Annotated in this window: 21 protein-coding genes and 1 pseudogene; 12 read left to right on the top strand and 10 right to left on the bottom strand. The window is 41.4% G+C overall.

The annotated features are described in order from the left end of the window. Window positions 1–94: 94 nt before the first annotated feature. The 8 genes and pseudogenes from EDC41_RS07755 to EDC41_RS07720 all read left to right on the top strand — a co-directional run. Window positions 95–313 (top strand): annotated as a pseudogene (locus tag EDC41_RS07755) (nucleotidyltransferase substrate binding protein); the annotation flags it as partial. Further along, the gene (locus EDC41_RS07750; protein WP_006250399.1) at window positions 295–606 is read left to right on the top strand and encodes a nucleotidyltransferase domain-containing protein; all 312 of its coding nucleotides are present in this window, start codon (window positions 295–297) and stop codon (window positions 604–606) included. The pseudogene EDC41_RS07755 and the gene EDC41_RS07750, both read left to right, overlap by 19 nt. A gap of 110 nt (window positions 607–716) precedes the next feature. Further along, on the top strand, window positions 717–1,880 hold the full coding sequence (mnmA, locus tag EDC41_RS07745; RefSeq protein WP_020824238.1) for a tRNA 2-thiouridine(34) synthase MnmA: 1,164 nt from the start codon (window positions 717–719) through the stop codon (window positions 1,878–1,880). 116 nt (window positions 1,881–1,996) lie between these two features. Then, window positions 1,997–3,376, top strand: a complete 1,380-nt coding sequence (gene argH, locus EDC41_RS07740) for an argininosuccinate lyase (protein WP_006252085.1) — start codon at window positions 1,997–1,999, stop codon at window positions 3,374–3,376. 167 nt (window positions 3,377–3,543) lie between these two features. After that, the gene (locus tag EDC41_RS07735) at window positions 3,544–4,542 is read left to right on the top strand and encodes a RodZ domain-containing protein (RefSeq protein ID WP_020824237.1); all 999 of its coding nucleotides are present in this window, start codon (window positions 3,544–3,546) and stop codon (window positions 4,540–4,542) included. 102 nt (window positions 4,543–4,644) lie between these two features. Further along, on the top strand, window positions 4,645–5,757 hold the full coding sequence (ispG, locus tag EDC41_RS07730; protein ID WP_006250404.1) for a flavodoxin-dependent (E)-4-hydroxy-3-methylbut-2-enyl-diphosphate synthase: 1,113 nt from the start codon (window positions 4,645–4,647) through the stop codon (window positions 5,755–5,757). Between the two features lie 5 nt (window positions 5,758–5,762). Further along, complete coding sequence (hisS, locus tag EDC41_RS07725) at window positions 5,763–7,040, top strand: histidine--tRNA ligase (RefSeq protein WP_006252088.1); 1,278 nt, start codon at window positions 5,763–5,765, stop codon at window positions 7,038–7,040. 9 nt (window positions 7,041–7,049) lie between these two features. After that, on the top strand, window positions 7,050–7,670 hold the full coding sequence (locus EDC41_RS07720) for a YfgM family protein (protein ID WP_006250406.1): 621 nt from the start codon (window positions 7,050–7,052) through the stop codon (window positions 7,668–7,670). Between the two features lie 62 nt (window positions 7,671–7,732). On the opposite strand, the gene dnaN is transcribed toward EDC41_RS07720, so the two are convergent. From dnaN to ybfE, 8 genes are all read right to left on the bottom strand, one after another. After that, the gene (dnaN, locus tag EDC41_RS07715; RefSeq protein ID WP_006250407.1) at window positions 7,733–8,836 is read right to left on the bottom strand and encodes a DNA polymerase III subunit beta; all 1,104 of its coding nucleotides are present in this window, start codon (window positions 8,834–8,836) and stop codon (window positions 7,733–7,735) included. Window positions 8,837–8,854: 18 nt separating this feature from the next. After that, window positions 8,855–10,204: a chromosomal replication initiator protein DnaA gene (gene dnaA, locus EDC41_RS07710; RefSeq protein ID WP_006252090.1), complete on the bottom strand. Its 1,350-nt coding sequence runs from the start codon at window positions 10,202–10,204 to the stop codon at window positions 8,855–8,857. A 186-nt stretch (window positions 10,205–10,390) separates the two neighbouring features. Then, complete coding sequence (locus EDC41_RS07705) at window positions 10,391–12,238, bottom strand: ABC transporter ATP-binding protein (protein WP_032844760.1); 1,848 nt, start codon at window positions 12,236–12,238, stop codon at window positions 10,391–10,393. Window positions 12,239–12,305: 67 nt separating this feature from the next. Beyond that, window positions 12,306–12,815 (bottom strand): S-ribosylhomocysteine lyase, encoded by a 510-nt coding sequence (gene luxS, locus EDC41_RS07700; RefSeq protein WP_006252093.1) that lies wholly within the window; start codon window positions 12,813–12,815, stop codon window positions 12,306–12,308. A gap of 17 nt (window positions 12,816–12,832) precedes the next feature. Continuing rightward, entirely contained in the window at window positions 12,833–15,499 is a 2,667-nt protein-coding gene (locus tag EDC41_RS07695) for a PqiB family protein (protein ID WP_006252094.1), read from the bottom strand. Between the two features lie 82 nt (window positions 15,500–15,581). After that, on the bottom strand, window positions 15,582–16,022 hold the full coding sequence (gene fur / locus EDC41_RS07690; RefSeq protein ID WP_006250413.1) for a ferric iron uptake transcriptional regulator: 441 nt from the start codon (window positions 16,020–16,022) through the stop codon (window positions 15,582–15,584). A gap of 35 nt (window positions 16,023–16,057) precedes the next feature. Further along, window positions 16,058–16,582: a flavodoxin FldA gene (fldA, locus tag EDC41_RS07685; protein ID WP_006250414.1), complete on the bottom strand. Its 525-nt coding sequence runs from the start codon at window positions 16,580–16,582 to the stop codon at window positions 16,058–16,060. A gap of 5 nt (window positions 16,583–16,587) precedes the next feature. Continuing rightward, complete coding sequence (ybfE, locus tag EDC41_RS07680; protein WP_006252095.1) at window positions 16,588–16,863, bottom strand: LexA regulated protein; 276 nt, start codon at window positions 16,861–16,863, stop codon at window positions 16,588–16,590. Window positions 16,864–17,103: 240 nt separating this feature from the next. On the opposite strand from ybfE, the gene EDC41_RS07675 reads away from it, so the two are divergent. The 4 genes from EDC41_RS07675 (at window position 17,104) to EDC41_RS07660 (ending at window position 21,162) form a co-directional block, all read left to right on the top strand. Then, entirely contained in the window at window positions 17,104–18,090 is a 987-nt protein-coding gene (locus EDC41_RS07675) for an oxidoreductase (protein ID WP_006252096.1), read from the top strand. Between the two features lie 96 nt (window positions 18,091–18,186). Beyond that, window positions 18,187–19,482: an NCS2 family permease gene (locus EDC41_RS07670; RefSeq protein ID WP_020824235.1), complete on the top strand. Its 1,296-nt coding sequence runs from the start codon at window positions 18,187–18,189 to the stop codon at window positions 19,480–19,482. A gap of 118 nt (window positions 19,483–19,600) precedes the next feature. Beyond that, window positions 19,601–19,969, top strand: coding sequence for a DsrE/DsrF/TusD sulfur relay family protein (locus tag EDC41_RS07665; RefSeq protein ID WP_006252985.1), 369 nt, complete (start codon window positions 19,601–19,603; stop codon window positions 19,967–19,969). Beyond that, the gene (locus tag EDC41_RS07660) at window positions 19,969–21,162 is read left to right on the top strand and encodes a BaiN/RdsA family NAD(P)/FAD-dependent oxidoreductase (RefSeq protein ID WP_006252099.1); all 1,194 of its coding nucleotides are present in this window, start codon (window positions 19,969–19,971) and stop codon (window positions 21,160–21,162) included. The genes EDC41_RS07665 and EDC41_RS07660 overlap by 1 nt, the downstream gene beginning before the upstream one ends. An 86-nt stretch (window positions 21,163–21,248) precedes the next feature. On the opposite strand, the gene infA is transcribed toward EDC41_RS07660, so the two are convergent. After that, window positions 21,249–21,467: a translation initiation factor IF-1 gene (gene infA / locus EDC41_RS07655; RefSeq protein ID WP_005705342.1), complete on the bottom strand. Its 219-nt coding sequence runs from the start codon at window positions 21,465–21,467 to the stop codon at window positions 21,249–21,251. Window positions 21,468–21,576: 109 nt separating this feature from the next. Continuing rightward, window positions 21,577–22,236, bottom strand: a complete 660-nt coding sequence (locus EDC41_RS07650) for a YtjB family periplasmic protein (RefSeq protein WP_006249601.1) — start codon at window positions 22,234–22,236, stop codon at window positions 21,577–21,579. Window positions 22,237–22,309 lie beyond the last annotated feature (73 nt).

Genomic DNA, 22,309 nt, shown 5'->3' with positions numbered 1-22,309 from the left:
CTTTTTTGTTTAGATTGAATTTGGACACTCATATTCTAAACGGGAAACTCTCACTTTTTAGAGTGAATTGTCAGATCAAGTCTGATCTTCTACAATTTATGGTTCAAAAACGGCTTCTCGTTTGGCTTTTAATCGTGGGCTAATCACTCAGGGCGAAGTTTGGCTAGAAATGATAAAAAGCCGCAATATAACAGTTCATACTGACGATGAAACTATTTTAACTGAAGAATTTAATAAAATTATCAAGGCGTATCTGCCTTTATTTATTGAATTTGAACAGCGAGTAGAAACACTATGCCAAACTTTGGACTAAGCGAACGAGCGACGAAAACTATTACCGATATTCTTGCGAAATACCCTGAAGTGGAGCAAGCCATTATTTACGGCTCGCGTGCTAAAGGTAATTATCGTGAAGGCTCAGATGTAGATCTTACTTTTAAAGGAAAAGATCTTACTTACGATATTGTCAAACGCATTTGGGGTGATTTGGACGATTCCGACTCGCCCTATTTATTTGACTTGTCGATTTATCATCAATTAACCAATGCTAACTTTATTGAACATATTGATAGAGTAGGAAAAGTCTTTTACCAAAGAGAACTCTAATTTCTTAATAGGCAAGCGGTTCATTTTGCAAAATTTTTTGCAAATTTCACCGCTTGTTGTTTTTATTATTAACCAATGTGCTTCGCCTTAACCAAAGTTACGGGAGATTTATGACAACTCAATTAACCTCAAAAACCTACGACACTCATTTCCCTAAATTAACCCCAGAACAACTTGCTGAAAACAGCAAGAAAAAAGTCATTATCGGTATGTCCGGTGGGGTGGATTCCTCGGTTTCCGCTTTTATTCTTCAACAGCAGGGCTACCAAGTGGAAGGCTTGTTTATGAAAAACTGGGAAGAAGATGATGATACGGATTATTGTACCGCCGCCGCCGATCTTGCCGATGCTCAAGCGGTTGCCGATAAACTGGGTATGAAACTGCATAAAATTAATTTTGCAGCGGAATATTGGGATAATGTATTTGAATATTTCTTGGCAGAATACAAGGCAGGAAGAACGCCAAATCCGGATATTTTGTGTAATAAAGAGATCAAATTTAAAGCCTTTTTGGAATATGCGGCAGAAGATCTTGGTGCGGATTATATTGCGACCGGGCATTACGTCCGCCGTACGAGCGATGATCAAGATGCGAAACTTTTGCGTGGCTTAGATGAAAACAAAGATCAGAGTTACTTTTTATATGCGTTAAATAAAAAGCAGATCGGGCAGAGTTTATTCCCAGTGGGTGAAATTGAGAAGCCGATTGTGCGAGTCATTGCCGAAGACCTAGGATTAGCAACCGCAAAGAAAAAAGATTCTACCGGCATTTGTTTTATCGGTGAGCGTAAATTTAAAGATTTCTTAGCTCGTTTTCTACCGGCTCAACCGGGGGAAATCCGCACCGTTGAGGGCAAATTAGTCGGTCGCCATGATGGGCTGATGTATCACACGCTTGGGCAACGCAAAGGCTTGGGTATCGGTGGGGTGAAAGGGCTAAGTGAAGATCCGTTTTATGTGGTGGAGAAAGACTTAATTAACAATGTATTGATTGTGGCACAAGGACACGATAATTCAGCCCTGCTTTCAAGTGGCTTAATTGCGAAACAGCTCACTTGGGTGGATATGCAGCCGTTGCGTGAAAATTTACGCTGCACGGTAAAAACCCGTTATCGTCAAGCAGATATTGCGTGTGAAATCCAAGTGCTTGATGATGAAACCATTCGAGTGATGTTTGATGAACCGCAAATTGCCGTGACGCCGGGGCAGTCTGCCGTGTTTTACTTAGGTGAAGTTTGCTTAGGCGGTGGCATTATTGAGTCACAATTAAAATAGTTATAAATAAATATTGAAATATTTTGCATATTTATGCAAAATAAGCGAAAAGTTAAGGCGGTAAAACGCCTTTTTCATTTTGATCGATACAAAGAATAATATACAAGGAACAGACTATGGCACTTTGGGGTGGACGCTTTACACAACAAGCAGACGCAAAATTTAAATATTTTAACAATTCATTACGTTTTGATTACCGCTTGGCGATTCAAGATATTGAAGGCTCAATCGGCTGGGCAAAAGCCATTACTTCGGTAGGTATTTTAACGGTAGCAGAATTAGAACAACTAATCGCAGCATTAAAAGAGGTGAGAGCAGAGGTAGAATCTAACCTTACCATCATCTTAAAAGATGATGCGGAAGACATTCACAGCTGGGTTGAATCTAAGCTGATTGAAAAAGTGGGCGATTTAGGTAAAAAATTGCACACCGGGCGTAGCCGTAATGACCAAGTAGCGGTGGATATTAAAATGTGGTGCAAGGTGCAAGCGGTGGCATTGCAAGAAAGAATCCGAGCTTTGCAAGAGCGTTTGGTTTCCGTTGCCGAAGAAAATCAAGAGTCGGTGATGCCGGGCTATACCCATTTACAACGAGCTCAGCCTGTGACCTTCGCTCATTGGTGTATGGCGTATTATGAAATGCTAGAACGGGATTTCAGCCGTTTGAGTGATGCTAATAAACGTATGAGCACTTGCCCGCTTGGTTCAGGGGCATTGGCTGGTACGGCTTACGGCATTGATCGTGACTTATTAGCCCGTGATTTAGGCTTTGAAGAAGCCACACGCAACAGTTTAGACAGCGTGTCAGATCGTGACCATATTTTAGAGTTGCTCTCTACTGCCTCGATCAGTATGATGCACCTCTCTCGCTTTGCTGAAGATTTAATCATTTTTAATAGTGGCGAATCAGGCTTCCTTGAAATGTCGGATCGTGTGACCTCAGGCTCATCACTTATGCCACAGAAGAAAAACCCTGATGCTTGTGAGCTGATTCGTGGGAAATCCGGTCGGGTATTTGGGGCATTAAACGGTTTATTAACTACACTCAAAGGGTTACCACTTGCTTATAATAAAGATATGCAAGAGGACAAAGAGGGTATTTTTGATGCGTTGGAAACTTGGCAGGCTTGTTTAGAAATTGCAGAACTTGTACTGGTTGATATTCAAGTGAATACCGAACGCACCCGAGAAGCCGCTCAGCAAGGTTATGCGAATGCGACCGAGTTGGCAGATTATTTAGTGGCGAAAGGCGTGCCATTCCGTGAAGCTCATCATATTGTTGGCGAAGCGGTGGTTTACGCAATCAGCAAAAAAGAGCCACTTGAAGCATTAAGCATTAACGAATTCCAGCAATTCCATCATTCGATTGGCGATGATGTTTACCCAATTCTCTCGTTAGAATCTTGCTTAGAAAAACGTTGTGCCAAAGGTGGAGTGAACCCACAACGTGTGGCAGAGGCGATTGCGGTAGCCAAAGCCAATTTAGCTTCAAAGTAAAACCGGATACAAGCGGTCATATTTTGCAAAAAAATTGAAAAATATGACCGCTTGCCGATTAAATTTTCAATTTTTTACGCATTAAGATTGCAAAATAGGCATTACCTCTTTAAACTTCCGAATAATTTTTGAATTTTATTTCTACTACTTTCTTTAAAGAGTTTTATATGACGGAATCAGTTAATTCTACTCAAGCTGGTACAGCACTTTCTTTAGGGCAACAATTAAAAGCGGCTCGTGAAGCGTTAAATCTCTCTATTACAGATGTTGCTCAAAAAACCAACTTAAAAAAATCACATATTGAATCACTTGAAAATGATATCTTTATTCTACAAAATGTTGCCCCAACTTTTGTGCGTGGCTATGTGCGTAATTATGTGAAATTTTTGCGTTTACCTGAATCCCTTATTTCGAGCGTTAATTATGGTGAAGTCACTATTCCAAAAGAAGTCACTAAAGTTTCTTCAGTAAAACCTTCATCAAATTCACAAGGTAAAACCTTAAAGTATTTAACGGTATTAGTATTGCTTGCGGCATTAGGAATGACATTACTTTGGTGGTGGCAAGGGTATCAAAAAGAACAGGAAAATCGCGAGCAATTTGTTAGCTCTGCACCAGTTGCTGAAGTGGCGAATACCGCTACAAATAATGATGCTTCAGCACAAACTTCCGTGCCTGTTCAGCAACCTATTCAGGTTTCAGAGCAGCCTGCTCAAGTAGCAGAAACGGTAGTTGCAGCAGAACCGGCATTAACTGAAAAAGTAGAGCCTACACAAGCAGCATCATCACCTGTAACACAAGAAGATGTTAAAGTGGTAGAAGAAGTTAAACAAGCTGATGCCACCACTGCACAGGTTGAGGCAGTTAATGTTTTACAGCAATCTCAATCGGAACAAGCCCCTACAGAACAGCCTGTTGCGGTAACGAATGATGAGCTTCGTATCGAAATTACCGGTTCACAAAGCTGGATTACAGTGCGGGGTGCTAAAAATAAACGTTTAGCAGAAAAATTATATAACAATGGTGAGACTTTAAGTTTCAATGAGAATGAGCAATATCGTTTAACCATTGGTGCGCCTGCCAATGTAAAAGTGTACTATAAAGGTCAAGAAGTACCATTGAAAATTGATGGGCGTGTAGCTCGTATTCGTTTACCGTTACAGTAAGCTTGATTTAACGATGAAAAACGCACGTAAAGCTAGCATTTAACGATAGCTGTCTTTACGAGCGTTTTCTGTTTTTATAAATTTTCACAATTAGCTAAAAATATGATACATCAATCACCTATTAAACGTCGGGTATCGAAGAAAATCTATGTGGGTAATGTGCCTGTAGGCGGCGATGCACCGATTACGGTTCAGTCAATGACCAACACCCGCACAACCGATGTGGAAGCCACCGTTGCTCAAATTAAATCGCTGGAACGGGTCGGGGCTGATATTGTGCGTGTGTCTGTGCCGACAATGGACGCTGCTGAGGCATTTAAAGCGATTAAACAACAAGTGAGTGTGCCATTGGTGGCGGATATCCACTTCGATTACCGCATTGCGTTGAAAGTTGCCGAATATGGGGTGGATTGCTTGCGGATTAACCCGGGTAATATCGGGAATGAAGAGCGGATCCGCACGGTGGTAGATTGTGCCAGAGATAAAAACATTCCGATCCGAATCGGGGTAAATGCCGGATCATTAGAGCGTGATTTGCAGGAAAAATATGGCGAGCCGACACCACAGGCATTATTAGAATCGGCATTACGCCACGTTGATCACTTAGATCGCCTTAACTTTGATCAATTCAAAGTCAGCGTGAAAGCCTCAGATGTATTTCTAGCGGTTGAATCTTACCGACTTCTTGCAAAACAGATTGATCAGCCCCTGCATTTAGGTATTACTGAAGCAGGCGGAGCGAGAGCCGGTTCGGTGAAATCGGCGGTAGGCTTAGGTCTGTTGCTAGCGGAAGGGATTGGTGATACCTTGCGTGTGTCATTAGCGGCTGATCCTGTTGAAGAGGTGAAAGTCGGTTTTGATATTTTGAAATCGCTGCGTATTCGCTCTCGTGGGATCAACTTTATTGCTTGCCCAACCTGCTCCCGCCAAGAAATTGATGTGATTGCGACGGTAAACGAGCTAGAACAACGTTTAGAAGACATTATCACGCCGATGGACGTTTCGATTATCGGCTGTGTGGTAAACGGTCCAGGAGAGGCGTTGGTGTCTGATTTAGGGGTAACCGGCAGCAATAAAATGAGCGGCTTTTATTTAGATGGCGTTCGTCAAAAAGAGCGTTTTGACAACGCAAAATTAATCGACCAATTAGAAGCTAAAATTCGTGCCAGAGTTGCACAACAACATAATCGTATAGATATTGAACAAATAGGATAAATATAGTGGCAAAAACAATTCAAGCAATTCGAGGAATGAACGACTGCTCACCAAGTGAGTCTCCATTATGGCAATGGGTTGAACAGAAAGTGCGTAATGTGCTGGCAAGTTACGGCTATTCGGAAGTACGTATGCCGATTGTAGAAAGCACTCCGTTATTTGCCCGTGCCATTGGCGAAGTAACCGATGTGGTGTCGAAAGAGATGTACACGTTCTGGGATAACGATGAGCAATTAACGCTCCGCCCGGAAGGTACAGCCGGTTGTGTGCGTGCAGCGATTGAGCGTGGTTGGATCTACAATAATGAGCAACGCTTATGGTATATGGGGCCGATGTTCCGCCACGAACGTCCACAGAAAGGGCGTTACCGCCAATTCCACCAAGCCGGTGTTGAAGTGTTTGGCATTGCAAATCCGGAAATTGATGCGGAGTTGATTATTCTCACCGCACGCCTATGGAAAGAGTTAGGCATCGATCAACATGTTTCTTTGCAACTTAACTCTATCGGCTCGTTAGAAGCTCGTGCAAATTATCGCTCAGCATTAGTAAAATTTTTAGAAAATCACACCGCTTTAATGAACGAAGAAGAGAAAGAGCGTTTGGTGAAAAACCCGCTACGGATTTTAGATACCAAAAACGAAGCACTACAAAATGTATTAAACGATGCCCCAAAACTGCTCGATTATTTAGATGATGACAGCCGTGAACATTTTACCCAACTTTGTGCCTTACTTGATGCAATGGGAATCCGTTACGAAGTCAATCCAAAATTGGTGCGTGGTTTAGACTATTACAATAAAACCGTGTTTGAATGGGTCACTTCAGCCTTAGCCTTAGGCTCACAAGGCACCGTATGTGGCGGTGGGCGTTATGACGGCTTAGTCGAACAACTCGGTGGACACGCAACCCAAGGCGTTGGCTTTGCAATGGGCTTAGAGCGTTTAGTGCTGTTGGTACAAGAGGTGAATAAAGAGATTGATTTACCAAAAACGGTGGATGTGTATATCGTATTCTCCGGTGAAGGGGCAACACTAAATGCCTTCCAACTTGCAGAGCAGATTCGTAGCGAATTGCCACACGTTGGCGTAATGACACACTGTTCCGGCGGTAAATTCCAAAAACAATTTAAGCGTGCAGATAAAGTAGAAGCGCAAATTGCGTTAGTGATTGGCGAAAGCGAAGTGGCTGAAAAGCAAGTTGTTATCAAAGATTTACGTTCAGGAGCAGAACAAATCACGATTGCTCAATCAGAGCTGATTGCTGAGCTATCTAAACGATTTTAGGAGAAAAAGATGAGTAACGAATATTTAAATAAAACCGAAGAGCAGCAATTTGAAGATGCCAAAAATTGGTTTAAAGAGAACGGGACACCGATTTTGGTGGCGATTATTTTAGCTTGTGCGGCAACTGCCGGCTGGAATTTTTGGAAAAATCACCAGCTTGAAACGGCACAAAAAACATCCGCTTCATACCAAAGCGTGATGGAGAGTTATTTGCAAAATCCAAGCAAAAATCAACCGCTTGTTGAGAAATTTATTGCCGATAATAAAGATTCAAGCTATGCCGCTTTTGCCCAATTTGAAGTAGCTAAACAAGCGGTCGAAAAAGGGAATTTTTCTGCGGCAAAAACAGCGTTACAGTCAGTTTTGACTTATTCGGATTCAACCTTACAATCTATCGCTCGTTTTCGTTTGGCTCAAATTGACTTCCAACTAAAATCTTACGATGAAGCACTGGCAAGTCTGGCTCAAATTCAAGATAAAGCGTGGGAATTGCGTAAGCAAATTCTAACAGGCGATATTCTTGCAGCAAAAGGCGATATTCCTGCGGCGAAAAGTGCTTATGAGCAAGCTAAAACGACCGCAAATCCTCAGGAACAAACCTTAATTGATGTACGTTTGAATAACTTATAAAAACAAAGCCTGATTGAAATAAAATCAATCAGGCTTTTTTGTTGGTTTAGTGTTGCTGTGAATTATAAACGCATTGGCATAATCACATATTCGGCAGAGCTGTTGTCGCAATCTTCAATTAAGCAACTAGAACTTGAATCAACTAAGCTAAAACGCACACGTTGGCATTTTAAGGTGTTTAACACATCTAATACATAGCTAACGTTAAAGCCGACTTCCATTTCCGGGCTGTCGTAGGCAACATCAATGATCTCTTCCGCCTCTTCTTGCTCCGGATTGTTTGCGGTAATTTTGAGTAAATTATTGCTTAAGGTTAAACGCACCCCTCTAAATTTCTCATTAGAAAGAATCGCTGCACGCATTAATGCCCGTTTAAGGGTTTCGGTTTCCGCTTCTAGAATGCGATCTGCATTGCGAGGCAGAACTCGGCGGTAATCCGGGAATCTGCCATCAATCAGTTTAGAGGTAAATACAATGCCGTTCATTGTAATACGGATATTGCTTGAACCGATTTCCAAACGCACGGTTTCATCGTTGCTGGCAACCAAGCGGGAAAGCTCAAGTACGGCTTTGCGTGGCACGATAACCGAATGAGTCAAAAGCTCTTGATTTAGCACCATTGTGCAAACCGCTAAACGGTGCCCATCTGTGGCAACGGTGCGTAATAAATTGCCTTCGGTTTCAAATTTCATTCCGTTTAAGAAATAACGGGCGTCTTGGTTTGCCATTGAGAATTGGGTGGCATCAATCAGACGGGCAAGGGTAGATTGATCAATCGAGAAATCCACTTCCGGTTTCCAATCCATCAAATTCGGGTAATCACTTGCCGGTAATGTAGCTAAACTAAATTTACTACGTCCTGCTTTGATAATGGCTTTATCTTCTTCAAATTGTACCGAAATCACGCTGTCATCAGGTAGGCTTTTACTGATATCTAGGAATTTTTTAGCTGGAATGGTAAATTTTCCGGCAAAATCGACCGCTTGTAGCAGTTGTGCTTGGGTGGTTAATTCCACTTCTAAATCGGTACCGGTTAAAGATAGACGATTACCTTCAATTTCTAATAAAAGATTGTTAATAACAGGCAAAGTCGGACGGCTACTTAATACGCCACACACCTGTTGTAAAGGCTTAAGTAATTGTTCTCTGGTAATGGTAATTTGCATAATCATTCCTTCATCGGGCTAAGATGATAATTTGCGTGTTAAATGGATATAATCTTCTTGGATACCGCTTTCGGTATCGCGTAATTCATTAATGGTTTTGCAGGCGTGCATCACGGTAGTATGATCCCGACCGCCAAATTCCCGACCAATTTCCGGCAAGCTGTGGTTGGTTAGCTCTTTTGCCAGTGCCATTGCCATTTGGCGAGGACGGGCAATGCTTCTTGCCCGACTTTTCGATTTAATATCGGCAACTTTTATGCCGTAATATTCGGCCACAATGCGTTGAATATTTTCAATCGTAATCAAGTAATCAAAAGAGGCAAACAGATCTTGCAAGGTTTCACGCACCGCATCAACCGTAATCGGGCGAAGGGTCAATTTTTGCCACGCAATCACACGGTTTAATGCTCCCTCCAATTCACGCACATTGGTTCGGAGTTTTTGCCCCATTAAATAGGCGGCATCTTCTTGCAAATCTGCTCCACGTTCTAAGGCTTTTTGGCGAAGAATTGCCACTCGGGTTTCCAATTCAGGTGGCTCAATGGTCGCACTAATACCGCCGCTTAAACGGGATTTAATCGCCGTGTCAATTTTATCAATATTTTTCGGCAACACATCGGAGGTTAAAATAATCTGTTTGCGTTGTTCAAACAGCGAATTTAACAGATGTAAAAATTCTTCTTGTACTTTCGGTTTATTGGCAAGAAATTGAATATCGTCAATCATTAACACATCAAGCGAGCGGTAGAATTTTTTGATTTTTTCCGCATCGTTATTGGAACTGTTGATCGCCTTAATAATATCACGATAAAAACGTTCCAAGTGAATATATAGCACCCGAGTACCCGGTGTGCGTTTAACTAATTCATTGCCGATAGCGTGCAATAAGTGGGTTTTGCCTAAACCGGTGCCGGCATAAAACGAGAGTGGGTTGCAATGGCTTTCGCCTAAATTATCCACCACTTGTTGAGCCACTAATTTAGCTAATTGGTTTGAGCGGCCTTGTACAAAATTATCAAAGGTTTGATTTGGGTTTAGCCCGGTTTTAAAGCCGGTATTGCTAAATTCTGAACTCTCGTTTTTTAGATTTGGGCTGACCTTTGGCTGTTCTGTCGGTTTAATCCCAACTTTTAACGTCACCACCAAATTATCATTTTTCGCCAAAAAACGGGCAAGCTCGGTAATCTCCGATAAAAATTTATCTTTTACCCAGTTTTCAACAAATTGATTTTGTGCATAAAGTGTGAGTTCCCCATTCTCAGAACTCGCTTGCAGAGGACGCAGCCAAGTGCTGTAATCGGTTGGTGAGACTTTCGTTTGTAAGTGATTAAGGCAATCAGACCAAAGGGAAGACACAATTTGCTCCAAAATTATTGTTATTAAAGGTCATAATGATACCTGAAAAAAGGGGAGAAATCTTGCAAATTTTTGATAGATTTTATTGGTGTTTGGAAGCGGTTTTAATTGGCGAACAAGCGGTCGTTTTTTGTTGAAATCTTGCAAATTGCTAACAAAAAATGACCGCTTGCTTAGTATGATGTGTGATGGAGTTGATTAAATATCCGTATTCTCCGGTAAGAACCCCCCGCTTTGGTGAGCCCAAAGTCTGGCGTAAACACCGTTTTGAGCAAGCAATTCTTCGTGCGTGCCTTGTTCAACGATTTCGCCTTTATCTAACACGATAAGTCTGTCCATTGCCATAATGGTAGAGAGGCGGTGGGCAATCGCAACCACGGTTTTACCTTCCATTAATTGCGTGAGATTTTCTTGAATTGCCACTTCTACTTCAGAGTCTAACGCACTGGTTGCCTCATCGAGTAATAAAATCGGAGCATCTTTTAGCATCACTCGGGCAATCGCAATCCGTTGGCGTTGTCCGCCGGAAAGTTTTACCCCTCGTTCGCCAACGTGTGCATCAAAACCGGTTCTGCCTTTGGCATCTTGCAGGTTTGGAATAAATTCGCTAGCGGCAGCTTGTTCAACGGCTTTGATCATCTCTTCTTCGGTGGCGTTCGGGCGACCGTACATCAAGTTTTCACGCACAGAGCGATGTAACAGCGAGGTGTCTTGAGTCACCAAACCAATTTGTGAGCGAAGGCTTTCTTGGGTAATATCACGGATATTTTGCCCGTCAATCGTGATTGAACCGTCTTGAATATCGTAAAAACGCAATAATAAATTGGTGAGCGTTGATTTACCTGCACCACTACGCCCGACTAAACCGACTTTTTCCCCCGGTTTTATAGTGAGGTCAAAATCTTTCAGTAGCGGTTTTTTTGGATCGTAGGCAAAATCCACATTCTCAAATTTAATTTCGCCTTTGGTTACATTTAACGGTTTCGCATCGATTTTATCTACCACATTGTGTGGTTTGGAAAGCGTAATCATACCGTCTTGTACCGTACCTAAATTTTCAAATAGACGAGCAAATTCCCACATAATCCATTGTGATAAGCCTTTAATGCGTAAAGCCAAAGCGGTTGAGGTGGCAATCGCCCCTGCAGTTACTACGCTTGAACCCCAAAGCCATAAACCGATACCCGCAGTTGAAATTATTAATGCCATCGAGGTTAGATTAGTTACGGTTTCAATTACAGTCACTAAACGCATCTGTTTATGCACTGTCACCATAAATTCTTCCATCGACTCTTTCGCATAGGCAGATTCACGGTTGCCGTGCGAGAAGAGTTTGACGGTGGCAATGTTAGCGTAAGCATCGGTAATTCGACCGGTCATTAAACTTCTGGCATCCGATTGCTCTTGAGCAGCTTGGGCTAATTTCGGGACAAAGTAGATAATGGTTGCCGCTAATGAGATGACCCATAAAATAAACGGCACGAATAACCAGCCGTCAAGTTGTAATAAAATCACGCTGGAGGTGGTGAAGTAAACCAGCACATACACCAACATATCGGCACAAGTCATAATCACATCACGCACGGAAAGGGCGGTTTGCATTACTTTTGCAGACACTCTTCCTGCAAATTCGTCTTGATAGAAACCTAAACTTTGCCCAAGCATTAAGCGGTGGAAGTTCCAACGCAAACGCATTGGGAATACCCCTTGCAGAGATTGAAAGCGAATGCTGCTGGCAAGGTAAACAAACACCACTGCAAGTAGGGCAATAAAAAACATACCGATAATCGTCCAGCCTTTTTCTGCCCAAAGTTCTGTTGGCGAGTATTTATTGACCCAATCGACTAAATCGCCCATAAAGCGAAACAGAACCGCTTCGATAATACCGACAGCTGCAACTAATACGGTCAGTAGTAAGATATAAAACCGCATTCCTTTAGTGGCATCGTAAATAAAAGGAATGAGACCTGATTTTGGGGTTCTTGGCGTTTCATTTGGGTAAGTTTCCACCCTTGCCTCAAACCATTGAAACAGTTTTTCAAACATAAATTTGTGATTTCCGAATAAAATGCGGGGGCAAATAACCATTTGCCCCCGAAAAGATGTTAAAAAATTATGGATTAAGTAATTTTTCGTCTAAGGCTAAATCTTCGTTGCGATTTACACCGATGCCGGCAGCTAACACATTACGAGCAATTTGGTGAGCTTCTTCTAAAGAATGCTCTTTGTAAGAGCCACATTGATATTCGTTCAGCTCAGGAATTGCCGATACATCAGGGATTTTATCTAACGCATCTTCCATTGAAGCCGTCCACGCTTTGACAACCTCTTCTGCTGAAGGCGTGCCGATGAGCGACATATAAAAACCGGTACGGCAGCCCATTGGCGAAATATCAATGATCTCCACTTGTTCGCTATTGAGGTGGTCACGCATAAAGCCGGCAAAAAGATGTTCCATTGTGTGAATCCCACGCACCGGTAGAATATCAATATTCGGGCGGCAGAAACGGAGATCGAACACGGTAATGGTATCGCCTTTCGGTGTGGTCATTGTTTTTGCAACACGCACGGCTGGGGCGTTCATTTTGGTGTGATCTACTTTAAAACTATCTAATAAAGGCATTTTTTACTCCATCAATATTATTCCGCAATTCCTTGATCCCAAGCAGGGGCTTCATCAGGTAGTTTGCGTTGTAAGAAAAATCGTCTGTTTGGCTGAGCTTGAGGCTTCACCACTTTAGTGTAAGGGGTAGAGAACTCAATACCGCCGTTTAATAACTGCGACATTGTGCCTGAGTTCATACTTACACCTTGCAGGCTCACGTCCATCGTGTAACCTGAAGCTTGCCAGAATTGGGTATTGGTTCTGACTAAGTGCTGATATTTGCTATTAATTTTCAGGTGAATTAAAACTCTATCATTTACTTCGCTGAGGCTTAAATGGCTGACAATCCCCACCTGCATTCCACGATAAAGCACAGGTGCTTCTGGCTGAATACCATTGGCATTAGTGGTTTCAACAATAATCGGGAAACCGTTGGCATAGGTGGTTTTTACCGTATCGGTATCTGCAAGAACAAATTGGTTTTGAGCTTGCCCTGAACCGACATCAACCGTAATGTAATTTTGCAGTGCTGCATCTAAATTTTTAAAGCCGGAGGTACTGATTTCAGGCGAGATAACATTAAATTTACTGCCGGCTTTTGCAATTAACGGATAGTATTTCCTTTGAATGTAAGCGGTCGCTTTTATCTGTTTTTTTGCATTTTGTAGCTCAAGTTTTTCAATTTGACCTACGGTTAAGCCCATATATTTAATGTCCATTCCTTCGCTTAACTTACTCGCATCTTTTGCAATCAGCGTGAGATAAGTATTGCCCGAAGTGGCTTTCTCCTTACTTGCATAAAGCGTTTTATTGCCTTTTGAACCGCCATTATCAAAGCTGATCGCCCCTTTTAAGGTACGCATTAATGGAGCTGTAGTGATATTCACGCCTTTGAGTGACACATCAACACTCGTTGCCGGCTCAATCCAGAAACGGCTTTTCTCGGTTAATAGATGACGATAATTTGGCTGGATAAATAGCTCAACCTCAAATTTTTGTTGTTTCGGGGTTATTTTTAACACCTCGCCGACCTGAAAATCACGATATAGCACCAAAGAGCCTTCGCTGATACCAGATAATGAATCTGCCGAAAGGGTAGTGGTGGCTTTTTTATCTAAGGTAGCCATGCCTGATTCCGCACTTTCTATATCTTTATAAAGTGCATATTGTTTTTTCGGGCTACCGTCATTTTTACCGTTAATTAAGCGAACACCGCCTTTTAACCATTCAGATGGTGAACCGGCGTGAACTCTTAACCCATCTAGCCCCACCGACATATCAATGTTGGATATCGCAACAAATTTGCTGTTACTCCCAATCAGGTTGCGATAAGGCGGATAAATAATGACATCAAAACGTACTTTGTCTAACTCTAGGCTACGTTTGACGATTTCTCCGATTTGCACATCGCTATAGTAAATCCCCTGATTGGTATCTACCCCATAGGCTTGAGGAGCAATTAAGCTAAAGCTAAGTAAATTCGGTAAACTTAATAGATAATCGGCTTCGTTTTGTACCACAAATTCCGATTGAGGTTCTCCTTCCCCCGGGTGAACCTCAAAATAGACACCACGCAGCAGCTCACCTACTTTCGTCAGCTGCTCTGTGTTTAAGGAGAATTTCGGCTCTTTGAGCAAGATTTTAGTTTGGGAGCGTAGTAAATTTTCATAACTTGGGTCAATTAATAAAACCCCATCAATCTGTTTATGCTGCCCTGATTCTTGCTGTGGCACACCGTTGTCTTTTACTTGCGGTAATTTTAGCTGCGAAAGCATACCAATTTGCACATTTTGGTGAAAAACACCAGTCTCATTAATTTTTAAATTATGTGTAAGCGGTAGTTTTACGTTGATTTCAATTCCACGTTTAGCTGATTTCAAATCCGGATATAGCTCAAATTTCTGTCCTTGCTCGGCAATTTCCATATTATCAGGCGAATCAAAAGCAACCGCACCTTGTACTACCGAGGCAAGGCTGTCCATATTGATTTTAATACCTTGTAAATTTACATCAGCGCTAATACCGCTAATATTCCAAAATCGGCTCTCTTTTTTCACTAAATGAGCGTATTTTTGATTAATGACGACATCAATTTCGATTTTTTTCTGGTCTTTGGTAAAACGATAATCGGCAATATTACCCACTGGCACTTTACGGAAATAAACACTCGCTCCGACAGTAATAGAGCCTATGTCATCAGAGATTAAACGGATCAGTAAATCGCCATCGCTCACGGTAATAGCCGGAGGATCTTCTTCTGCAATAAATTCATCAACGAAATCGCCTTCACCGGGAAGTAGGGTAATATAGTTACCAGAAACAATCGCATCTAAGCCTGAAACGCCAGCCAAAGAAGCACTTGGTTGCACTAACCAAAATTTAGTCTGTTTGCGTAAAATACTTTTGGCTTCAGGGTTTATTTCTGCTTGCACTTCCACTTCTTTTAAATTATCGACAAAATAAACACGCTTAACCTGACCAATCTGCAAGCCTTGGTAACGAATAGCGGTTTTTCCGGCAGTAATGCCATCACCTTTACTAAATCGAATCGTGATTGTTTCACCTTGCTCTTTTAAAATTTGGAAAAATAGCAAAGCACCAATAATAAAAGCAACTATTGGTAACAGCCAAAAAGGAGAAATTTTGCGAGGCTGCCGGATTTGGGCATCTACAACAGTGTGGGTATTTTCTTCCATCGTCATTTTAAATTAGGGAAACCTATATAGAACAATACCGAAGACCCAAAGGGACTTCGGTAATAGAAATAAGTCAAAATAAGAAATATTATTTTTTCTCATCACAGTTGGTTAAATTACTGCATTTACCATACAGATATAAACTGTGGTTAGTCAATTCCATTCCGTGTTTTTCACTGATTTCACGTTGGCGACGCTCCATATCAGGATCTTTAAATTCGAACACCTTACCACAATCCATACAAATAATATGGTCGTGTTCGTGGTTCATATTTAATTCGAATACTGCTTTATTCGCATCGAAATTATGGCGGGTTAAAATGCCGGCTTCTTCAAATTGGTTTAAGACACGATAAACCGTTGCTAAACCAATGTCTGAGCCTTTTTCTAACAGAATCTTATAAATATCTTCTGCTGCAAAATGTTGCATTTCATCACGAATATCTTGCATTAATGCAAGGATAGTCAAACGAGGCTCGGTTACTTTTAAGCCTACCTCTTTTAAACGTTTAATATTTGCTTCAGACATATATGCCACCTATTTATCTTTATCCAAAATAGTTATTATGCGAGTTGGTCTAAGCACATTTCTTCTTTCAACTGCTCACACCATTTATTAACACGTTCAGTGGTTAATTCAGGCTGACGATCTTCATCAATACATAAGCCGACAAAAGTATCATCATCAACTAAGGCCTGAGAAACCTCGAAAGTGTAACCGGCAGTTGGCCAATGACCAACAATCACACCACCATTTGGCTCTACCACATCACGCACAGTACCCATTGCATCACAGAAATATTCTGCATAATCTTCCTGATCACCGCAACCAAAAATTGCAACGACTTTGCCGTTAAAATCAATCTCTTTTAGGGTAGGCATAAAATCGTCCCAATCGGCTTGCGATTCACCATAATACCAAGTTGGGATCCCAAACATCAGAAAATCGTATGCTTCAATGTCTTCTTTTGTGCTTTTGGCAATGTCTCGAATATCAATTAATTCAGCCCCTAATTTTTTCTGAATCATTTTTGAAATATTTTCTGTATTGCCTGTATCGCTACCGTAAAATAAACCTACAACTGCCATTGCTACTACCTATTTGTGAGATAATTATTTAGAATTGTTTCAATTAACTGCCCGCGTGAAACACCTTGTTCAGACGCCTGTTCCTCTAATAACTTTACTAAATCCGAATGCAGTTTTAATTCTACCCGTTTTAAACCGGAAGATTTATCTCGTTTTAGTTGGTTACGTTTATTGATTCGAAGTTGTTGTTCTCTATCAAGAGGATTTGTACGAGGACGCCCAACTTTTGGTACAGTCGCAAACAGATCTAAGGTTATACAATCTGAATCTTGTTTTGCCATTTTGTTTTACTATTGGGCTTTAGCTAATCCTCAGTTTTAATGAGAATGATAAGCTACTTTTAAAGTGTGAACTATATCAAAAGTTCAATCATTTGAAAAGTAAATTACAGGCAAAACAAGCGGTGTTTTTAGGTTTAAAATTTGCAAAAATCATAAATTACACATTATGAGTTATGATTTTTCTGAAGCGTGAAATTAGCTTATAATGAAACCGAATAACGTTATGAAAAAGGAGATAGTGTGTCGAATATCCATTTAGCGATTGCCGCTGATTTTACGCTGGCAGAAAAATTACTTGAAGCATTAGCAAATCAAGATTTAGGGATTGAAAATATTTCAGCCGTTGAGCTTGAGCCGTTTGGTGAAGAGCAGAATTTACGCTTTGGGGCAAAAGCAGTCGCACAATATGCGTTAGATGAAGTAAATTGGGCGGAATTTAGCCATGTTCTATTTGCCGGCAAAATGGCACAAGCGGAAGTGTTGGCAGAAGCGGTGAAAGCCGGCTGTGTGATTTTAGATTTATACGGCATTACCGCACTCATCGGCGATGTACCGGTAGTTGTGCCAAGTGTAAATGATGAAAATGTCGCAAATTTGCGTGAGCGAAATATCGTTGCTTTAGCCAATCCGCAAATTTCACAACTGGCGTTAGCCTTAAAGCCATTGTTGAACGAGCCGTTAAAACAGGTGTGGGTAACCTCACTTTTACCGTCTGCCTATTTTGGCGATGAAAAAGTCAAGGAGCTTGCCGGACAAACTGCCCGTTTGTTAAACGGCATTCCGTTTGATGAAAATGCGGAACGCATTGCCTTTGATGTTGTGCCGGCTAATGTGCAAGGAGAAGAGAAAAGTCTGCCGTTCTCAAAAGCCTTTGAACTGCAAATTGCAAAAGTTTTACCAAATTTGACCGCTTGTACTACCTTCCACAGCGTGCAAGTGCCGGTCTTTTATGGGGTTTCCCAAATGGTGTCGGTGCAGTCTGAATATCAGTTAGATGCTAATGTGTTAAGTGAAGCTTGGAAAGCCGAAAATTGGCTGAATTTTAATGAAAATTCAGTGATTACAGCGGTGAAAAATGGCGAAAACGAAGAGCAAAATGCGTTAGAAATCAGTCAGTTATTGGCGAAATCCGAACAGGAAGTGCAGTTCTGGACGGTCGCCGATGAACAGCGTTTCAGTCTGGCATTTTTAGCGGCGAAATTACTAAAATTAGTTTTAGCGTATTAAGTGCTTGCAAAAGTATTTATTCCGTGATAAAAATCGTCAACGCCCGAGCAACCGATTGCTTGGGCGTTGTCATTTTGTTTAAACACCGAAGGTTTTATGTTAGAAAAATTATTTCAGCTCAAAGCAAAAGGCAGTAATGTAAAAACCGAAATTATCGCCGGTATTACTACCTTTTTCACAATGGTTTATATTGTTTTCGTCAATCCGTCTATTTTAGGCGTGGCGGGAATGGACACCCAAGTAGTGTTCGTGACTACTTGTTTAATTGCCGCTTTTGGTACTATCGCAATGGGGTTATTCAGTAATTTACCGATTGCTCTTGCACCGGCAATGGGCTTAAATGCCTTTTTTGCATTCGTAGTGGTGCAAAAATTAGGTTACTCGTGGCAAGTGGGTATAGGGGCGATTTTCTTAGGCTCTGTTGGCTTATTCCTATTAACTGTATTACAAGTTCGTTACTGGTTTATGTCTGCGATTCCACTTGGTTTACGTGTAGGTATTGGTGCCGGTATCGGTTTATTCATTGCCCTAATCGGTTTTAAAAATATGGGCTTGGTGGTGCCAAATCCGGCAACGCTTGTGGCACTAGGTGATTTGCACGACCCGAAAGTGTTAATGGGGATTTTAGGCTTTTTCATCATTGTTGTATTAGCGGCGAAAGGTATTCACTCAGGCGTGTTAATTTCAATTGTGATTGTTACCGCTCTTGCCTTAGCCTTTGACCCGGCGGTGAGCTTTAACGGCATAATGTCTATGCCACCAAGCCTTGGGGCAGTTGTGGGGCAGGTTGATATTGCCGGTGCTTTTGATGTTGCCTTACTCGGGATCATTTTCTCCTTTATGTTGGTAAACCTGTTTGACTCTTCCGGCACCTTAATTGCGGTGACTACCAAAGCAGGCTTTGCGGATGAACAAGGGCGTTTCCCGAAAATGAAACAAGCTCTGCTAGTAGATAGTACCGCTGCAATGGCAGGCTCTTATATGGGAACTTCAGCGATTTCTACCTATATTGAAAGTGGCTCCGGCGTTTCAGTTGGCGGTCGTACCGGCTTAACTGCGGTGTTAGTTGGGATCTTATTCCTATTAACCATTTTCTTCTCACCACTTGCAGGGTTAGTACCTGCCTATGCAACTGCGGGGGCATTGGTATTTGTAGGAATTTTAATGGCATCTAGCTTAATTGAAGTAAAATGGGACGATTTAACTGAAGCTACGCCGGCATTTATTACTACCGCAATGATGCCGTTTACTTACTCCATCACTGAAGGGATTGCATTCGGCTTTATCAGCTACTGCGTAATGAAAGCCTTTACAGGGCGTTGGAAAGAAATCAACCTTTCTGTTTTAGTGGTTTCACTTCTCTTTATTGCTAAATTTGTGTGGGTGGGTTAAGCTCTACCCCCTCTCCCTGATTTTTCTTCTAAACGAAGAAAAATCTATCCCTCTCCCACAAAGGGGAGAGGGTATTTGATTCATTATCTATGTGTTTCGTGTATTCCGAGGTAAAACAATGTCTAATTCAGTTCAAAAACTTCTTTTTATCATCAATTCTGCTCCTTACGGCAATGAAACGTTTTTCAGTGCGTTGCGTTTGGCATTACAAATTCAAGAACAACATAAAGCCAATACGGAAATTAAACTTTTCTTAATGTCGGATGCAGTCACCGCAGGGCTGGCAAAGCAAAATCCGGCAGAGGGTTATCATATTCAGCAAATGCTGGAAATTTTAACCGCCCAAGGGGCAAACGTAAAATTATGCAAAACCTGTACTAATGCTCGAGGGATTACAGATTTGCCTTTAGCCGATGGGGTAGAGATTGGCACATTAATTGAACTGGCAGATTGGACAATTCAAGCAGATAAGGTACTGAATTTTTAATGCAAAATATTGATGTTGTGGTGATTGGTGCCGGTGCGGCAGGGCTGTTTTGTGCTGCCCAACTGGGGCAAGCTGGCAAAAAAGTGGTGGTGTTAGACAGCGGTAAGAAAGTCGGACGTAAAATTTTAATGTCTGGCGGTGGTTTTTGCAATTTTACGAATTTAGACGTAAGTGCCGGAAATTACCTTAGCCAAAACCGCCATTTTGTGAAATCCGCCCTTTCACGTTATACCCAATGGGATTTTATTTCGCTTGTCAGCCACTATGGCATTAGCTATCACGAAAAAGAGCTAGGGCAGTTGTTTTGTGATGAAAGCTCGCAACAAATTGTCGATTTACTACAAGCAGAATGCAACAAAGGCAAGGTTGAGATTCTGTTACGGCAAGCGGTCATTTCTGTGGAAAAAGTTGCAAATTTTTTTGAAATTTCGACCGCTTGTGGCAAGTTCCAATCCGAACACTTAGTGATTACAACCGGAGGGCTTTCAATGCCGGCTCTCGGGGCAAGCCCTTTTGGCTATCAACTTGCCGAGCAGTTTGGTATTCCTGTTGTGCCACCACGTGCAAGCCTTGTGCCTTTTACTTGGAAAGAGAGCGATAAATATTTTGCCGAGCTTTCCGGCATTGCACTGCCGATTACTGTTTCCGCCAATGGCAAAAGTTTTAGCAATCAGATGTTGTTTACGCACAGAGGCTTATCCGGCCCGGCAATTTTGCAGATTTCCAATTATTGGGAATTGGGGGAAACGGTAGAGATTGATCTGCTACCTTCGCAGTCCATTACCGATATATTGAGCGAACTACGCCAATCTTCGCCGAAATTACAGCTAAAAACCGTATTATCTCGTTATTTACCTAAAAAATTGGTTGAAGTTTGGCTGGAACAGAAATTGCTGACCGATAAAGTGATTGCCGATTTGAGTAAAAAAGATCTGACCTTATTAGAGCAATTTATCCACCATTGGCATTTCTTGCCAAACGGCACGGAAGGCTATCGTACAGCGGAAGTAACCAAAGGCGGTGTTGATACCGACTATATTTCATCTAAAACGATGGAAGCGAAAAATACAGCAGGGCTTTATTTTATCGGCGAAGTGCTGGATGTTACCGGCTGGCTTGGTGGTTATAATTTCCAATGGGCGTGGTCATCTGCTTTTGCCTGTGCAGAAGGGATTATTGAAAAAAGCAAATAACTAAAAAAGCAAATAACTAAAAAAGCAAATAACTAAAAAACCAAACAAAAAGGCGAACACAATTGTTCGCCTTATTTTATGCTGAATTATCTTGCACGGAAAATAATGCGTGCTTTGCTTAAATCGTATGGAGTCATTTCAACCGTTACTTTATCACCGGTTAAAATACGAATGTAGTTTTTACGCATTTTGCCTGAAATATGTGCGGTAACAATATGACCGTTTTCTAATTCCACACGGAACATTGTATTTGGTAAGGTTTCTAAAATCGTACCTTGCATCTCAATGCAATCTTCTTTAGCCATTTATTCCTCTTTAAAGTTTTAATTTTTATATGATGCCATTCGGCGAAAAACGGCGGATATTATACGCTTATTCGCTCAAATTACAATCGTTTATCCATTTGAGTGTAAACTATTTACGCTTAATCCAACGGCGACGTGAGTGAAAACGCTGGGTTTGGGTTTTTACTTGACTCATAAGTGGTTTTGGGCTTATCTGTACATGATGAATTTTACGACGAAAATAGTAGTTAATGCTACTTGCCAACAATATACCTGTGAGTAGCAAAATAATTATTTCCCCATAAAGTTGATGAAATTGTTGCTCTACTCGTGCTTTAGTAGTTTGCCCATATTCTGCATCAAACGTGACGCGTAAAAAGCCAACCAACGCCTGTTGAGAAAATATTGGCTCAACAATTTGCTGAGTTTTGGCAGATTGCTCTGAATCGAGCAATACTTTTAAATCTTTCGCATTTTGGCTTTGAGCCAGTAGCACGCCATTTGGTGAATAGATATTGGCATCAATAATAAAATCTTCTTTGGCAAAACTATCCAACGCATCAACCAGCTCATCGGTTTTGGCATTTTTAACTAACAAAAACGAAAAAATATTCGCTTGCTGGCGAACCAATAGGTGTGAAAGGTTTGATACTTGATTAATGCTGGCTAATTGTGAGCCTAGCTTAAATTGGTTTACGCCCATTAAAATAACAGCCACGATCCCACAGCAGAGTAGCGTAATCCCTGCCAGCAAAAGCGTTTTCGTTATTTTTTCACGACTAATGTACATTGAAATTCCCTCAAAATGATGCGTGATTGTAGCACGCTTTTCTGTTAGATTAGTGCAGTAAATTTAAACAACC

The organism is Mannheimia haemolytica (assembly GCF_004342115.1).
In the GTDB taxonomy this organism is placed as follows: Bacteria; Pseudomonadota; Gammaproteobacteria; order Enterobacterales; family Pasteurellaceae; genus Mannheimia; species Mannheimia haemolytica.
This window is presented reverse-complemented; position numbering and strand designations above follow the sequence as displayed.

What these genes read in the sequence shown, in the direction of transcription:
- EDC41_RS07750 (WP_006250399.1), top strand. Translation starts at nt 295, where the DNA reads ATGCCAAACTTTGGACTAAGCGAACGAGCGACGAAAACTATTACCGAT.
- mnmA (WP_020824238.1), top strand. Translation starts at nt 717, where the DNA reads ATGACAACTCAATTAACCTCAAAAACCTACGACACTCATTTCCCTAAA.
- argH (WP_006252085.1), top strand. Translation starts at nt 1,997, where the DNA reads ATGGCACTTTGGGGTGGACGCTTTACACAACAAGCAGACGCAAAATTT.
- EDC41_RS07735 (WP_020824237.1), top strand. Translation starts at nt 3,544, where the DNA reads ATGACGGAATCAGTTAATTCTACTCAAGCTGGTACAGCACTTTCTTTA.
- ispG (WP_006250404.1), top strand. Translation starts at nt 4,645, where the DNA reads ATGATACATCAATCACCTATTAAACGTCGGGTATCGAAGAAAATCTAT.
- EDC41_RS07720 (WP_006250406.1), top strand. Translation starts at nt 7,050, where the DNA reads ATGAGTAACGAATATTTAAATAAAACCGAAGAGCAGCAATTTGAAGAT.
- dnaN (WP_006250407.1), bottom strand. Translation starts at nt 8,836, where the DNA reads ATGCAAATTACCATTACCAGAGAACAATTACTTAAGCCTTTACAACAG.
- EDC41_RS07705 (WP_032844760.1), bottom strand. Translation starts at nt 12,238, where the DNA reads ATGTTTGAAAAACTGTTTCAATGGTTTGAGGCAAGGGTGGAAACTTAC.
- luxS (WP_006252093.1), bottom strand. Translation starts at nt 12,815, where the DNA reads ATGCCTTTATTAGATAGTTTTAAAGTAGATCACACCAAAATGAACGCC.
- EDC41_RS07695 (WP_006252094.1), bottom strand. Translation starts at nt 15,499, where the DNA reads ATGACGATGGAAGAAAATACCCACACTGTTGTAGATGCCCAAATCCGG.
- fur (WP_006250413.1), bottom strand. Translation starts at nt 16,022, where the DNA reads ATGTCTGAAGCAAATATTAAACGTTTAAAAGAGGTAGGCTTAAAAGTA.
- fldA (WP_006250414.1), bottom strand. Translation starts at nt 16,582, where the DNA reads ATGGCAGTTGTAGGTTTATTTTACGGTAGCGATACAGGCAATACAGAA.
- ybfE (WP_006252095.1), bottom strand. Translation starts at nt 16,863, where the DNA reads ATGGCAAAACAAGATTCAGATTGTATAACCTTAGATCTGTTTGCGACT.
- EDC41_RS07670 (WP_020824235.1), top strand. Translation starts at nt 18,187, where the DNA reads ATGTTAGAAAAATTATTTCAGCTCAAAGCAAAAGGCAGTAATGTAAAA.
- EDC41_RS07665 (WP_006252985.1), top strand. Translation starts at nt 19,601, where the DNA reads ATGTCTAATTCAGTTCAAAAACTTCTTTTTATCATCAATTCTGCTCCT.
- EDC41_RS07660 (WP_006252099.1), top strand. Translation starts at nt 19,969, where the DNA reads ATGCAAAATATTGATGTTGTGGTGATTGGTGCCGGTGCGGCAGGGCTG.
- infA (WP_005705342.1), bottom strand. Translation starts at nt 21,467, where the DNA reads ATGGCTAAAGAAGATTGCATTGAGATGCAAGGTACGATTTTAGAAACC.
- EDC41_RS07650 (WP_006249601.1), bottom strand. Translation starts at nt 22,236, where the DNA reads ATGTACATTAGTCGTGAAAAAATAACGAAAACGCTTTTGCTGGCAGGG.